Genomic DNA, 13,323 nt, shown 5'->3' with positions numbered 1-13,323 from the left:
CTCCCTCGCCACCGGTCAGGCGGAACGGGCGATGCCGTGCTTGCGCATTTTCCTGTACAGGGTGTTGCGGCTGATGCCCAGCTGCTGCGCCGCATGCGTCATGTGCCAGCGCGTCTGCTCCAGCGCACTGAGCAAGGCCACCCGCTCCGCGTCGTCCAGCGGATGCCCGGACAATGCCTCGACCGGTTGCACCGCCGCAGGCCGCGCCTGGCGGATCATCGCCGGCAGGTCGTCCAGCCTGATCCGCCCGTCCTCGCACAACGCCGCCAGGGTGCGCAGCACATTGCGCAGTTGCCGCACGTTCCCCGGCCAGTTGAACGCCAGCAGCGCCTGACGCGCCGCCTCTTCGATCACGACCGACTCCCCGCCCGCCTCTTCGGCCAGCAGGAAGTCCAGCAACTGCGGTTTGTCGCTGCGCTCGCGCAATGCCGGCAACGTCACCTCCAGACCGTTGAGCCGGTAATACAGGTCCTCGCGAAAGCCGCCGTCCTCGACCCGCTCCAGCAGGTTGCGGTGGGTGGCGCTGATGATCCGCACATCGACCGCTTCGGCCTCGCCGCCGATCGGTACCACCTGGCGATCCTCCAGCACCCGCAGCAGGCGGGTCTGCAAGGCCAGCGGCATGTCGCCGATTTCGTCCAGGAACAGCGTGCCGCCGTCGGCCTGCTGCAGCTTGCCGCGCATGCCTTCCTTGCGGGCGCCGGTGAAACTGCCGCCGCGGTAGCCGAACAGTTCGCTCTCGATCAGGCTTTCGGGGATCGCCGCGCAGTTGAGGGCGACGAAGGCCTTGGCGCTGCGCTGGCTGGCCAGGTGCACGGCCTTGGCCACGGCCTCCTTGCCGGAACCGGTCTCGCCGTTGATCAGCAGCGGCACGTCGCGCTCGAAGACGCGCAACGCCTTGCGAAAGTCCGCTTGCAGTCCGGCATCGCCCAGGCAAATGCCCGGCAGGCTCGGCGCCGGCGGCTTGACCGGAGCCGGCACGGCCGGTAGCGGCCTGCGCGACTCGCCCCGCAGCACCGCGAATAGAGGGCGCCCGTCGCGGGTGCGCAGCGGCCAACTGGCGCTCGCGTGGGCGCTGGCCCGGCCCAGCAGCTCATCCAGCGAACAGTCGAAGAACGCCTCCACCGGCTGGCCGAGCAGACCGCCACGGATGTGCCCGAGCAGGTTCAACGCGCTCTGGTTGACCGCGCTGATCCGCCCTTCCCCGTCGAACGCCAGCAGACCTTCGCTGAACAGGCCGACGGATTCGGCCTGCAAGTGAAAGCGCAGCAGCCATTGATTGTCGAAGCAGCGCAGGAAATAGCAGCTCTCGATCATCTTCGCCGACAGGTTGACCAGCGCCATGGTGTGGAATTGGCTCTGGCGCGAGACGTCCGGCCGGGCCGACGACACGTCGAGCACCGCCAGCAGCTCGCCGTGGGGGTCGAACACCGGGCTGGCGGAACAGGTCAGGCCGGTGTGCTGGCCGCGAAAGTGTTCGCCCTGGTGAATGGTCAACGCCTGGCGCTCCACCAGGCAGGTGCCGATGCCGTTGGTGCCTTCGCAGGCTTCGCTCCAGTCGGCGCCGAGCCAGAGCCCGGCGCGTTCGAAGCTCTTGCGTTCGGCCGGGTCGGTGACGCAGTTGAGGATCACCCCGCGGGCGTCGGTCAGCAGCACCGCATGGCCGGCGCCGGACAGTTGCTGGTGCAGGCTGCTCATTTCGGTGCCGGCGATCTGCAGCACCTGCTGCAGGCGTTCGCGGCTTTCGAGGACGCGACCGTGCTCAAGCACGGTCGGCGCCATGGCCAGGGCCGGATCGAGGTGGTAGTCCTCAAGGCAACGCAGCCACGAACGGGCGATCGACGGATCGGCGCCCGGCCCGTGCAGGCGCGGCTTGCCCTGGGTGACGGTGAGCACCTGCCGGACGTGGCGGCTCAGATGGTTGTCGTGCATTTCTTATTGTTCTCCCCGCGGCTTGCGGCGAAGGCGCTTGCACCCTCATCGCAGAGTGACCTGCATGGCGATTCGAGGCCCAGCATCCTCCAGCCACCGGCGCTTTGCAATGCTGGCGGAACCGCCCGGTCACAGGTTGTGCCGCAGGCGGTACAAACTGTCACGCCACCTGTACCGCAATCGCCACAAGCGCCGGCCGCCTGTCCGGCAAAACCGGCGCAAGACCTTGATTTGCCTGACTTGCACGGCGCTGGCCCGACCTTTGCTCTACGCTTAAAGCAAGCGCACATGCGCCTCCCGACAAATACAAAAGCAAGGAGAAACCATCATGCGTTACGCTCACCCGGGTACTGAAGGCGCCAAGGTCTCGTTCAAGAGCAAGTACGGAAACTACATCGGCGGCGAGTTCGTCGCGCCTGTCAAAGGCCTGTATTTCACCAACACCTCGCCGGTCAACGGCCAACCGATCGCCGAATTCCCGCGTTCCACCGCCGAAGACATCGACAAGGCCCTGGACGCCGCCCACGCCGCCGCCGATGCCTGGGGCGCCACCTCGGCGCAGGCCCGTTCGCTGATCCTGCTGAAGATCGCCGACCGCATCGAACAGAACCTCGAACTGCTGGCGATCACCGAGACCTGGGACAACGGCAAGGCCATCCGCGAGACCCTCAACGCCGACATCCCGCTGGCCGCCGACCACTTCCGCTACTTCGCCGGGTGCCTGCGCGCCCAGGAAGGCAGCGCCGCCGAGATCGACGGCAACACCGTGGCCTATCACATCCATGAGCCGCTGGGCGTGGTCGGCCAGATCATCCCGTGGAACTTCCCGCTGCTGATGGCCGCCTGGAAACTCGCCCCGGCCCTGGCCGCCGGCAACTGCGTGGTGCTCAAGCCTGCCGAGCAGACGCCGCTGGGCATCAGCGTGCTGATGGAACTGATCGGCGACCTGCTGCCGCCGGGCGTGCTCAACGTGGTGCAAGGGTTCGGCAAAGAGGCCGGCGAAGCCCTGGCCACCAGCAAGCGCATCGCCAAGATCGCCTTCACCGGCTCGACCCCGGTCGGCTCGCACATCATGAAGTGCGCCGCCGAGAACATCATTCCGTCCACCGTGGAGCTGGGCGGCAAGTCGCCGAACATCTTCTTCGAAGACATCATGCAGGCCGAGCAAAGCTTCATCGAGAAGGCCGCCGAAGGCCTGGTGCTGGCGTTCTTCAACCAGGGCGAGGTCTGCACCTGCCCCTCCCGCGCCCTGGTGCAGGAGTCGATCTACCCGGCGTTCATGCAAGAGGTGATGAAGAAGATCAAGCAGATCAAGCGCGGCGACCCGCTGGACACCGACACCATGGTCGGCGCCCAGGCGTCCGAGCAACAGTTCGACAAGATCCTCTCCTACCTTGAGATCGCCGAGAAGGAAGGCGCCGAGCTGCTCACCGGCGGCAAGGTGGAAAAACTCGACGGCAGCCTGTCGACCGGCTACTACATCCAGCCGACCCTGCTCAAGGGCACCAACAAGATGCGCGTGTTCCAGGAGGAAATCTTCGGCCCGGTGGTGAGCATCACCACCTTCAAGGACGAAGCCGAAGCCCTGGCGATCGCCAACGACACCGAGTTCGGCCTCGGCGCCGGCGTCTGGACCCGCGACATCAACCGCGCCTACCGCATGGGCCGCGGCATCAAGGCCGGCCGCGTATGGACCAACTGCTACCACCTGTACCCGGCGCACGCCGCGTTCGGCGGGTACAAGAAGTCCGGCGTCGGCCGTGAGACCCACAAGATGATGCTCGACCACTACCAGCAGACCAAGAACCTGCTGGTCAGCTACGACATCAATCCGCTGGGCTTCTTCTAAAGAACCGGGGCGGCGCCGCAACCCCGGTGCCGCCTTCCCGACCGCCTCGCGGGCACGCCCGCGAGGCGCCCTGAATGACCACCACCCAAGGCCTGGCCGCTCTGGCACGGCCCTTGCGTACCCGTCATCCAGGATCCGCCCTGCATGCGCCACACCTGAAAGTCCAACAGACCGAACAATAAAAAGAGTGAAGAGAGGACTTATGACTTCCACCACACAGCTCAAACCCACCCTCGGCACCCTGCACCTGTGGGGCATCGCCGTCGGCCTGGTGATTTCCGGCGAGTACTTCGGCTGGAGCTACGGCTGGGGCACCGCCGGCACCCTGGGCTTTCTGGTCACGGCCCTGATGGTCGCGACCATGTACACCTGCTTCATCTTCAGCTTCACCGAGCTGACCACCGCCATCCCTCATGCGGGCGGGCCGTTCGCCTACAGCCGCCGGGCCTTCGGCGAGAAAGGCGGGCTGATCGCCGGGATCGCCACCCTGATCGAATTCGTGTTCGCCCCGCCGGCCATCGCCATGGCCATCGGCGCCTACCTCAACGTGCAGTATCCGGGGCTCGACCCGAAAGTCGCGGCGGTCGGCGCGTACTTCGTGTTCATGACCCTGAACATCCTCGGCGTCAGCATCGCCGCCACCTTCGAGCTGGTGGTCACCGTGCTGGCGGTGGCCGAGCTGCTGGTGTTCATGGGCGTGGTCGCGCCGGGCTTCAGCTTCAGCAACTTCGTGCTCAACGGCTGGTCCGGCGCCAACGAGTTCAGCCTGGCCTCGGTGCCGGGGATCTTCGCCGCCATCCCGTTCGCGATCTGGTTCTTCCTCGCCATCGAAGGCGCGGCCATGGCGGCCGAGGAAGCCAAGGATCCCAAACGCACGATTCCGCGGGCCTACGTCAGCGGGATCCTGACCCTGGTGTTCCTCGCCATCGGCGTGATGGTGATGGCCGGCGGCGTCGGCGACTGGCGCCAGCTGTCGAACATCAACGACCCGCTGCCTCAGGCGATGAAGGCGGTGGTGGGCAACAACTCGACCTGGATGCACATGCTGGTGTGGATCGGCCTGTTCGGCCTGGTGGCGAGCTTCCACGGGATCATCCTCGGCTACTCGCGCCAGTTCTTCGCCCTCGCCCGCGCCGGCTACCTGCCCAAGGGGCTGGCCAAGCTGTCGCGCTTCCAGACCCCGCACCGGGCGATCATCGCCGGCGGCGTCATCGGCATCGCCGCGATCTACAGCGACGGCCTGGTCAACCTGCAAGGCATGAGCCTGACGGCGGCGATGATCACCATGTCGGTGTTCGGCGCCATCGTGATGTACATCATCAGCATGCTCAGCCTGTTCAAGCTGCGCCGCACCGAACCGAACCTGGAGCGCACCTTCCGCGCGCCGGGCTATCCGGTGGTGCCGGCCATCGCGCTGTTCCTGGCGGTGGTGTGCCTGGTGGCAATGGCATGGTTCAACGCCCTGATCGGCTGCGTGTTCCTCGGGTTCATGGCCGCCGGCTACCTGTACTTCCAGCTGACCGCCAAGCAACGTTCCGAAGCGCCGGCGGACGCTATGCTCGAAGGTGTATGAGATGCACCGGCACCGGGCCGCGCGCCCGGTGTCTGCCTTATAGAAGTGCATGCAGTCCCTCCCGCAGGGAACAGAGTCATCCACAGATTCAGGAGGAACGCGCCCCATGGCCGCATTCGCCCATACCGTCGGCGCCCAGACCTACCGCTTCGACAGCCTCAAGGAGGTGATGGCCAAGGCCAGCCCCGCCCGCTCCGGCGACTTCCTGGCCGGGGTCGCCGCGCTCAACGACGGCGAACGGGTGGCCGCGCAGATGGCGCTGGCCGACATCCCGCTCACGCACTTCCTCCAGGAAGCGCTGATCCCTTACGAGTCCGACGAAGTCACCCGGCTGATCATCGACAGCCACGACAGACAGGCCTTCGCCGCCGTCAGCCACCTCACCGTCGGCGGCTTTCGCGACTGGCTGCTCAGCGAAGCCGCCGACGAAGCCAGCCTGCGCGCCCTCGCCCCCGGCCTGACCCCGGAGATGGCCGCCGCCGTGTCGAAGATCATGCGCGTGCAGGACCTGGTGCTGGTGGCGCAGAAGATCCGCGTGGTCACGAAGTTCCGCGGCACCCTGGGCCTGCGCGGACGCCTGTCCACGCGCCTGCAGCCGAACCACCCGACGGACGAGCCCGCCGGGATCGCCGCGAGCATCCTCGACGGCCTGCTGTACGGCAACGGCGACGCCATGATCGGCATCAACCCGGCCACCGACAGCATCGCCTCGATCTGCGCGATGCTGGAGATGCTCGACGCCATCATCCAGCGCTACGACATCCCCACGCAGGCCTGCGTGCTGACCCACGTCACCACCTCCATCGAGGCGATCAACCGGGGCGTGCCGCTGGATCTGGTGTTCCAGTCCATCGCCGGCACCGAAGCGGCCAACGCCAGCTTCGGCATCAACCTCAATGTGCTGCAGGAAGGCTACGAAGCAGGCTTGAGCCTGAACCGCGGCACCCTGGGGCAGAACCTGATGTATTTCGAGACAGGCCAAGGCAGCGCGCTGTCGGCCAACGCCCACCACGGCGTCGACCAGCAGACCTGCGAGACCCGGGCCTACGCCGTGGCGCGGCACTTCAAGCCGTTCCTGGTGAACACCGTCGTCGGCTTCATCGGCCCGGAGTACCTCTACAACGGCAAGCAGATCATCCGCGCCGGCCTCGAAGACCACTTCTGCGGCAAGCTTTTGGGCGTGCCGATGGGCTGCGACATCTGCTACACCAACCACGCCGAAGCCGACCAGGACGACATGGACACCCTGCTGACCCTGCTGGGCGTGGCCGGGATCAACTTCATCATGGGCATCCCCGGCTCCGACGACATCATGCTCAATTACCAGACCACCTCCTTCCACGACGCCCTCTACGCCCGCCAGACCCTGGGCCTGAAGCCGGCGCCGGAGTTCGAGCGGTGGCTGGCGAACATGGGCATCTTCACCCAGGCGGACGGCACGGTCCGCTTCGGCAACCAACTGCCGCCGGCCTTCCGCCAGGCGCTGGCGCAACTGGGATGAGCCTCATGGAAAAACCGCCCGTCGATCCGCAAAACCCCTGGCTGGCCCTGCGCAACCTGACCCCTGCACGCATCGCCCTGGGCCGCACCGGCACCAGCCTGCCGACCCGCGCGCAGCTGGACTTCCAGTACGCCCACGCCCAGGCCCGGGACGCGGTGCACCTGCCGTTCGACCACGCCGGGCTCGCCGGGCAACTGAACGGACGCGGGCGCGACAGCCTGCTGCTGCACAGCGCCGCGAGCGACCGCAACAGCTACCTGCAACGCCCGGACCTTGGGCGCAGGCTCAGCGAACCGTCGGCGCAGGCCCTGCGCGAATACGCCGCCGCCCATCCCGGCGGCGTCGACCTGGCCATCGTCGTGGCCGACGGCCTCTCGGCGCTGGCCGTCCATCGCCACACCGTGCCGTTCCTCACGCGCCTGGAAGAGCAGATGGGCGCCGACGGATGGTCATGCGCGCCGGTGATCCTGGTGGAACAGGGCCGCGTGGCCATCGGCGACGAGATCGGCCAACTGCTGGGCGCCAAAATGGTGGTGATGCTGATCGGAGAGCGCCCGGGCCTCAGTTCGCCGGACAGCCTGGGTTTATATTTCACCTACAATCCTAAGGTCGGCCTCACCGATGCCTACCGCAACTGCATCTCCAACGTGCGGCTGGAGGGCTTGAGCTACGGCATGGCGGCCCACCGTTTGCTGTACCTGATGCGCGAAGCCTGCCGGCGGCAGCTCTCGGGCGTGAACCTGAAGGACGAAGCGCAGGTTCAGACACTGGAGTCGGAAGACGGAACAGACATGAAAAGCAATTTCCTGCTGGATCCGCCCCCGGCCTGAACCGTTTCCGCATTGCCTTCGAGCGTCGGTTTGAGGCAGGATCGACGCACGGCCGCCCGGGTTTCCCATTGCCGTCAGCGCACGTGAAGACAGCCAATTGAAGGACGAGACCTACCATGCGGATTATCCAAGCGACCCTCGAACACCTGGATCTGCTGACCCCGTTGTTCGTCAAATACCGCGAGTTCTACGGCTCGCTGCCTTATCCGGACTCGTCCCGGGCGTTCCTGGAAAAGCGCCTGCGGCGCAAGGAGTCAGTGATCTACCTGGCCCTGGCCGATGACGACGACCGCAAACTGATGGGCTTCTGCCAGCTCTACCCGAGCTTCTCCTCACTGTCGCTCAAGCGCGTGTGGATCCTCAACGACATCTACGTCGCCGAAGACGCCCGCCGGCAACTGGTGGCCGACAACCTGATCCGCACGGCCAAGAAAATGGCCAAGGACACCCAGGCCGTGCGCATGCGCGTGTCCACCAGCAGCAACAACGAAGTGGCGCAGAAAACCTACGAGTCCATCGGCTTCAAGGAAGACACCGAGTTCAAGAACTACGTGCTGCCGATCAGCGACGAGCTTTGAACGCCTACCGATGACGGAGCCGGCTCCTTTTGCGAGGGAGCCGGCGCCCGCTCAAGCGCTCCCTCGCCACGGCCCCGCCAGACTGACAATTCCTCACACCGCGACATTCCCCGCTACAAAACCAACACGCTTTTCACGTCTCAAACCGTATAATCCCGACCTTTCCGGCTTGTAAGAAAAACTACACCTGCGTGTAGCCTTTCACGAAGTCATCCGCACAGGCCTGCCGAGTCGGGCCGTCACCACAGGTGCCCACATGGATTTCAACCCGATCGACCTGATCCTGCATCTCGACGTCTACCTCGACATGCTGGTGACCAACTACGGCACCTGGATCTACGCCATCCTGTTCATGGTGATCTTCTGCGAGACCGGCCTGGTCGTGATGCCTTTCCTGCCGGGCGACTCCCTGCTGTTCATCGCCGGCGCCGTGGCGGCAGGCGGCGGCATGGATCCGGTGCTGCTGGGCGGCCTGCTGATGCTGGCGGCGATCCTCGGCGACAGCACCAACTACGTGATCGGACGAACGGCGGGCGAGAAGCTGTTCAGCAACCCGAACTCGAAAATCTTCCGCCGGGACTACCTGCAGCAGACCCACGACTTCTATGACAAGCACGGCGGCAAGACCGTGACCCTGGCGCGCTTCCTGCCGATCATCCGCACGTTTGCGCCGTTCGTCGCCGGCGTGGCGAAGATGCCTTACCCGCGCTTCTTCGCGTTCAGCGTGTTCGGCACCGTCCTGTGGGTCGGCGGCCTGGTGACCCTGGGCTACTTCTTCGGCAACGTGCCGTTCATCAAGAAGAACCTGTCGTTGCTGGTGGTCGGCATCATCCTGCTGTCGCTGGTGCCGATGATCATCGGTGTGGTGCGCAGCCGCCTCGGCGGCGCCGGCTCCAAAGCCGCTTCGCGCTGATCCCGTGTGGTCGCTGAGCGCCTGGCGACGCCGGCGCATCCTGGCCAGGCACCCGATTGCCGATGACCTCTGGCAACGGGTGCGCCATCAGCTGAGCTTCCTCGACGGCATCAGCGCCGACGAAGACCGCTGGCTGCGCGAGGCCAGCGTGCTGTTCCTTGAGGACAAGCACCTCACCGCGCTGCCCGGCGTCGAGCTGCACCAGGAGCAGCGCCTGCTGCTCGCCGTCCAGGCCCAGTTGCCGCTGCTGCACCTGGGCGACCTGAACTGGTACCGGGGCTTCCACGAAATCATCCTCTACCCCGACGACTTCCTCAGCCCCCAGCGCCACCGCGACGCCGCCGGCGTGGAGCACGAGTGGGACGCCGAGCACAGCGGCGAAGCCTGGCAACACGGGCCGGTGATCATGGCCTGGCCCGGCGTGATGGCCAGCGGCGGCTGGGAAGGCTACAACCTGGTCATCCACGAACTGGCGCACAAGCTCGACATGCTCAACGGCGACGCCAACGGCCTGCCGCCGCTGCACGCCGACATGCGGGTCAAGGACTGGGCGACGGTCATGCAGGCGGCCTACGACGATCTCAACCGCCAGCTCGACCGCAACCCCGACGCCGAAACCGCCATCGACCCCTACGCCGCCGAGAACCCGGCCGAGTTCTTTGCCGTCACCAGCGAGTACTTTTTCAGCGCCCCGGACCTGCTGCACGAGAGTTATCCACAGGTGTACGCGCAGCTGCGGCTTTTCTACCGCCAGGATCCGTTGGGCAGGCTGCGGCAACTTCAGGCGCACGACCCGGTCTATCAGGCTCACGACTGAGGCGGCACGTGGCACCGGCAACAGAATGTGCCTATAATCGCCGCCACTTTTTGGTCAATCCGGCCAAGTGTTTTTGGTCAACTAACGGGGGCACCGCCCAATGAGCTACAGCAAGATCCCGGCTGGCAAAGACCTGCCGAACGACATCTACGTCGCGATCGAGATCCCGGCCAACCACGCGCCGATCAAATACGAAATCGACAAAGACAGCGATTGCCTGTTCGTTGACCGTTTCATGGCCACCCCGATGTTCTACCCGGCCAACTACGGTTACATCCCGAACACCCTGGCCGACGACGGCGATCCCCTGGACGTGCTGGTCGTGACCCCTTACCCGGTCGCCCCAGGTTCGGTGATCCGCGCCCGTCCGGTCGGCATCCTGAACATGACCGACGATGGCGGCGGCGACGCCAAGGTCGTTGCCGTTCCTCACGACAAGCTGTCCCAGCTGTACGTTGACGTGAAGGAATACACCGACCTGCCGCCGCTGCTGATCCAGCAGATCGAGCACTTCTTCGCGAACTACAAGGATCTCGAGAAGGGCAAGTGGGTCAAGATCGAAGGCTGGGACGGCGCCGATGCCGCCCGCGCCGCGATCACCAAGTCGGTGGCCGCCTACAAGGGCTAAGCGCACCGCTTGAAGAAAACCCCGGTCGATCCGGGGTTTTTTGTGCCTGTCGATCCGGCTTTTCAACAGCGCGTTTAACACGAGACGCCACGGTTGCCGGCTGTTTAAACTTTCCAAAATGCAACTTACATCCGGTCTTAAATTGCCGCCCATTTTGAACGGCCGGTTTATTCAAACCGCTCTGGCACGGCCGTAGACTCTGTGTTCATGAGAAAGAACACTAGCGGTCCACGATTCAAGGCACTCCTGGAAGCTGCGAACATCACCACCACGGGATTCGCCAGGTTCTGGGGCACGGAAGCCCAAAACATCCATAACTGGTACACCCGCGGCGTACCGGCCTACCGCATGGAAGAAGTCGCGCGCCTGCTGTCGGTCAACAGCGACTGGCTCAAGACCGGCGAAGGCCCGAAGGACTCCACCCGCGTGCGCTCGCCCGACGCCGGCGACGCCCTCGACGCCCAGGCCCTGCGCGGCGTCTACGCCGTGGTCGATCACCTGGACATCGCCTTGCCTCTCTACAAGGAAGTCCCCACCGCCGCCGGCTCCGGCAAGACCCACGTCATCCGCGACCCGGACCAGACCGTCCGCCTGCCACGCAGCCACCTCGACGCCCTGGAGATCAAGCACACCGACGCCATCTGCGCCCACATGATCGGCAACAGCATGGCCGAAAAGATCGAAGACGGCTCCGCCCTCGCCATCGACCGCAGCCTCACCCAGGTGGTGGACGGCGAAATCTACGCCATCGAGCACGACGGCATGCTGCGCATCAAGTACCTGCACCGCATGCCCGGCAACGCCCTGCGCCTGCGCAGCCACAACAGCGCCCAGTACCCGGACGAAATCTTCCGCGCCGCCCAGATCGAAGAGCAGCGGATCCACGTGCTGGGCTGGGTGTTCTGGTGGTCGACCCTGAACAAGCGCCGGCCGGTGGTGCCGTTCCTCTGAGCGCCGGGCACCCGCCGCCCCAACAAGGAGCCTCTGAAAAACCGTACAAATGCCGGATTTCTCCCGATTGGATCGCTCTATTCCGCACTCCGGGCTGGGAATCCCCCGCAAAACTCAGTATCCTGCGCCCCACCTCAGCGCATCGGCCCGCCCAGCGGCCCGGATGACGCCCGACGCGGCAGACCACTGTCTGACCAAGTCCCACAGCCGGACGCAAGATCCGGGTGTACGTTTTGAAGGCTGGCGCGGCTTACCAAAAATAGGCCAAGCCAGTCCCCGAGAAGCCGGCCACAAGCCGGCTTTTTAATGCCTGCCGAAAAGCCACGCCCATTCGAGCCGCTTGCCTGCCCCTTGTGGGAAACGTCCTGAAAGGGGCCGGGCCGCTTGCGCCTCGCATAGGGGCTGATTAACCTTCAGCCGCCACTGCCGGCCTCAGAATGGCGTCTGACGAAACAGAAGGACAAACGCCGAATCCCACCCCAAGGATGTTCAGCATAGATGCTCCCTACCGCACGCCTTCGCTTGATGGCTGCCTGCGCCGCAACAACCCTGTGTCTTTCAGGTTGCGTCGGTGCAGTCGTATCGCTACCGGAAAAGTCGACAATCCAGACTGACGCCTACCGAGCGCAAAGCGCCCGGTCCGTTGCGCCGCCAATCAGCAGAACAGAGCAATCGCCACCCTCCCGTGAATGGTGCGGGGTGACCGTCTGGGCACTGGTGGTGCCAGTGCCGCTGAAGCTGCCGGTGTGTGCGTCCTATGAGGAGCAGGCCTTCGGCAATGACCAATCCGGGAATGAGACCGTGCTTCTCCACACGAAACAATCGGTTCCATCCCCTTTCTACGCTTGCGGGCCTTTCATGATGCTCGGCCCGATCGTTCATGGTTACCGGGGCAACGCTTTGTGTGGTGTGTTTCCCGACTGATCAGGTAGCGCTCACGGATAACTGAACGACTTCACCAGCGTCAGTTCCCCCACCGCCCGCATCGGCACCACGAACGTCTCCATCTTCTCGCTCGGCGTGCCTTCTTCGGTGATCACCGTCACCTGCGCCGTAGTCAGCGGCTGCACCGCCTCGTCGCCGCCTTCGTCGTCCCCGCGGTAGCCGCCGCCGTAGTAGTTCACATAGACCAGGTACTGGCCCTTGATCGGCGCGGGCATGGCGAAGATTTCCGGGCCGTAGCCGGTGGTGACGTCGACGTCGAGGGCGGCGCCGTTGGGGGCGGTGCGGTCGCCGTACCAGATGTGGGCGCCGTCGGGGGTGACGAGGTGCAGGTCGAGGTCGGTGCCGTCGCTGTCCCAGGCCAGCAGCACGCGCAATTTGGCCGGGGTGGCGCCGCCGCTGGCGTTGAGGAACTGGGTGCGGTGACGCTGCTGACCGTCGGGGCTGCGGACTTCGACGCTGTTGCTGCCGTTGGGGAAGGAGAACGGGCGGTCGAAGCGGCCGGCGTCATCGATCTTCAGCGGCATGCTGACGCCGTTGACGATCAGCCGTCCCGGTGCGTTGCCCTTGGGCGCTGCCTTGATCTGGCCGCTGATGCGCGCGGTATTGGCTTGGCCGGCCTTGGTGTTGACCGACGAGGCCGGGTAGTTGACGGTCTGGCGGAAGCTTTCGCCTTCGCCCTCCGGAGCGCCGGTGCGCCAGCCGCCGACCGGGGTGTCGAGTTTGACGCCGTCGGCGGCCGTCGCCGGCGACAGCGCGGCGAAGGCACAGAGCAACAGCAAGACCTGTGGATAACGGAGTGTCATGGT

11 protein-coding genes are annotated in these 13,323 nt (G+C 65.4%); 9 read left to right on the top strand and 2 right to left on the bottom strand.

The window, feature by feature from the left end:
* Positions 1 to 15 precede the first annotated feature (15 nt).
* A complete protein-coding gene (locus tag CAG41_RS13360; RefSeq protein WP_085707085.1) occupies positions 16 to 1,932 on the bottom strand; it encodes a sigma-54-dependent Fis family transcriptional regulator in 1,917 nt (638 codons plus the stop codon).
* A gap of 328 nt (positions 1,933 to 2,260) precedes the next feature.
* On the opposite strand from CAG41_RS13360, the gene CAG41_RS13355 reads away from it, so the two are divergent.
* The 9 genes from CAG41_RS13355 (at position 2,261) to CAG41_RS13315 (ending at position 11,572) form a co-directional block, all read left to right on the top strand.
* Positions 2,261 to 3,781, top strand: a complete 1,521-nt coding sequence (locus CAG41_RS13355) for an aldehyde dehydrogenase family protein (RefSeq protein ID WP_085585945.1) — start codon at positions 2,261 to 2,263, stop codon at positions 3,779 to 3,781.
* Between the two features lie 202 nt (positions 3,782 to 3,983).
* The gene (gene eat / locus CAG41_RS13350) at positions 3,984 to 5,354 is read left to right on the top strand and encodes an ethanolamine permease (RefSeq protein WP_085585943.1); all 1,371 of its coding nucleotides are present in this window, start codon (positions 3,984 to 3,986) and stop codon (positions 5,352 to 5,354) included.
* A gap of 106 nt (positions 5,355 to 5,460) precedes the next feature.
* Positions 5,461 to 6,855 carry an ethanolamine ammonia-lyase subunit EutB gene (locus CAG41_RS13345; protein WP_085585941.1) on the top strand — a complete coding sequence of 465 codons (1,395 nt, stop codon included), beginning with the start codon at positions 5,461 to 5,463 and terminating at the stop codon, positions 6,853 to 6,855.
* A 5-nt stretch (positions 6,856 to 6,860) separates the two neighbouring features.
* Complete coding sequence (gene eutC / locus CAG41_RS13340; RefSeq protein ID WP_085586016.1) at positions 6,861 to 7,685, top strand: ethanolamine ammonia-lyase subunit EutC; 825 nt, start codon at positions 6,861 to 6,863, stop codon at positions 7,683 to 7,685.
* A 116-nt stretch (positions 7,686 to 7,801) separates the two neighbouring features.
* The gene (locus CAG41_RS13335; protein ID WP_085585939.1) at positions 7,802 to 8,263 is read left to right on the top strand and encodes an N-acetyltransferase; all 462 of its coding nucleotides are present in this window, start codon (positions 7,802 to 7,804) and stop codon (positions 8,261 to 8,263) included.
* Between the two features lie 256 nt (positions 8,264 to 8,519).
* Positions 8,520 to 9,176, top strand: coding sequence for a DedA family protein (locus CAG41_RS13330; protein WP_085585937.1), 657 nt, complete (start codon positions 8,520 to 8,522; stop codon positions 9,174 to 9,176).
* 4 nt (positions 9,177 to 9,180) lie between these two features.
* Positions 9,181 to 9,993 carry a zinc-dependent peptidase gene (locus tag CAG41_RS13325; RefSeq protein ID WP_085585935.1) on the top strand — a complete coding sequence of 271 codons (813 nt, stop codon included), beginning with the start codon at positions 9,181 to 9,183 and terminating at the stop codon, positions 9,991 to 9,993.
* Positions 9,994 to 10,093: 100 nt separating this feature from the next.
* Complete coding sequence (gene ppa, locus CAG41_RS13320; protein ID WP_085585933.1) at positions 10,094 to 10,621, top strand: inorganic diphosphatase; 528 nt, start codon at positions 10,094 to 10,096, stop codon at positions 10,619 to 10,621.
* A 207-nt stretch (positions 10,622 to 10,828) separates the two neighbouring features.
* Entirely contained in the window at positions 10,829 to 11,572 is a 744-nt protein-coding gene (locus CAG41_RS13315) for a helix-turn-helix transcriptional regulator (protein ID WP_085585931.1), read from the top strand.
* 935 nt (positions 11,573 to 12,507) lie between these two features.
* Here the strand turns inward: CAG41_RS13315 and CAG41_RS13300 are convergent.
* Positions 12,508 to 13,320 carry a YfaP family protein gene (locus tag CAG41_RS13300; protein WP_085585921.1) on the bottom strand — a complete coding sequence of 271 codons (813 nt, stop codon included), beginning with the start codon at positions 13,318 to 13,320 and terminating at the stop codon, positions 12,508 to 12,510.
* Positions 13,321 to 13,323 lie beyond the last annotated feature (3 nt).

This window comes from Pseudomonas sp. B35(2017) (assembly GCF_002113645.1).
GTDB lineage: Bacteria > Pseudomonadota > Gammaproteobacteria > Pseudomonadales > Pseudomonadaceae > Aquipseudomonas > Aquipseudomonas ekonensis.
The sequence above is the reverse complement of the archived record's forward strand: the minus strand, read 5'-3'. Positions and strand labels throughout refer to the sequence as shown.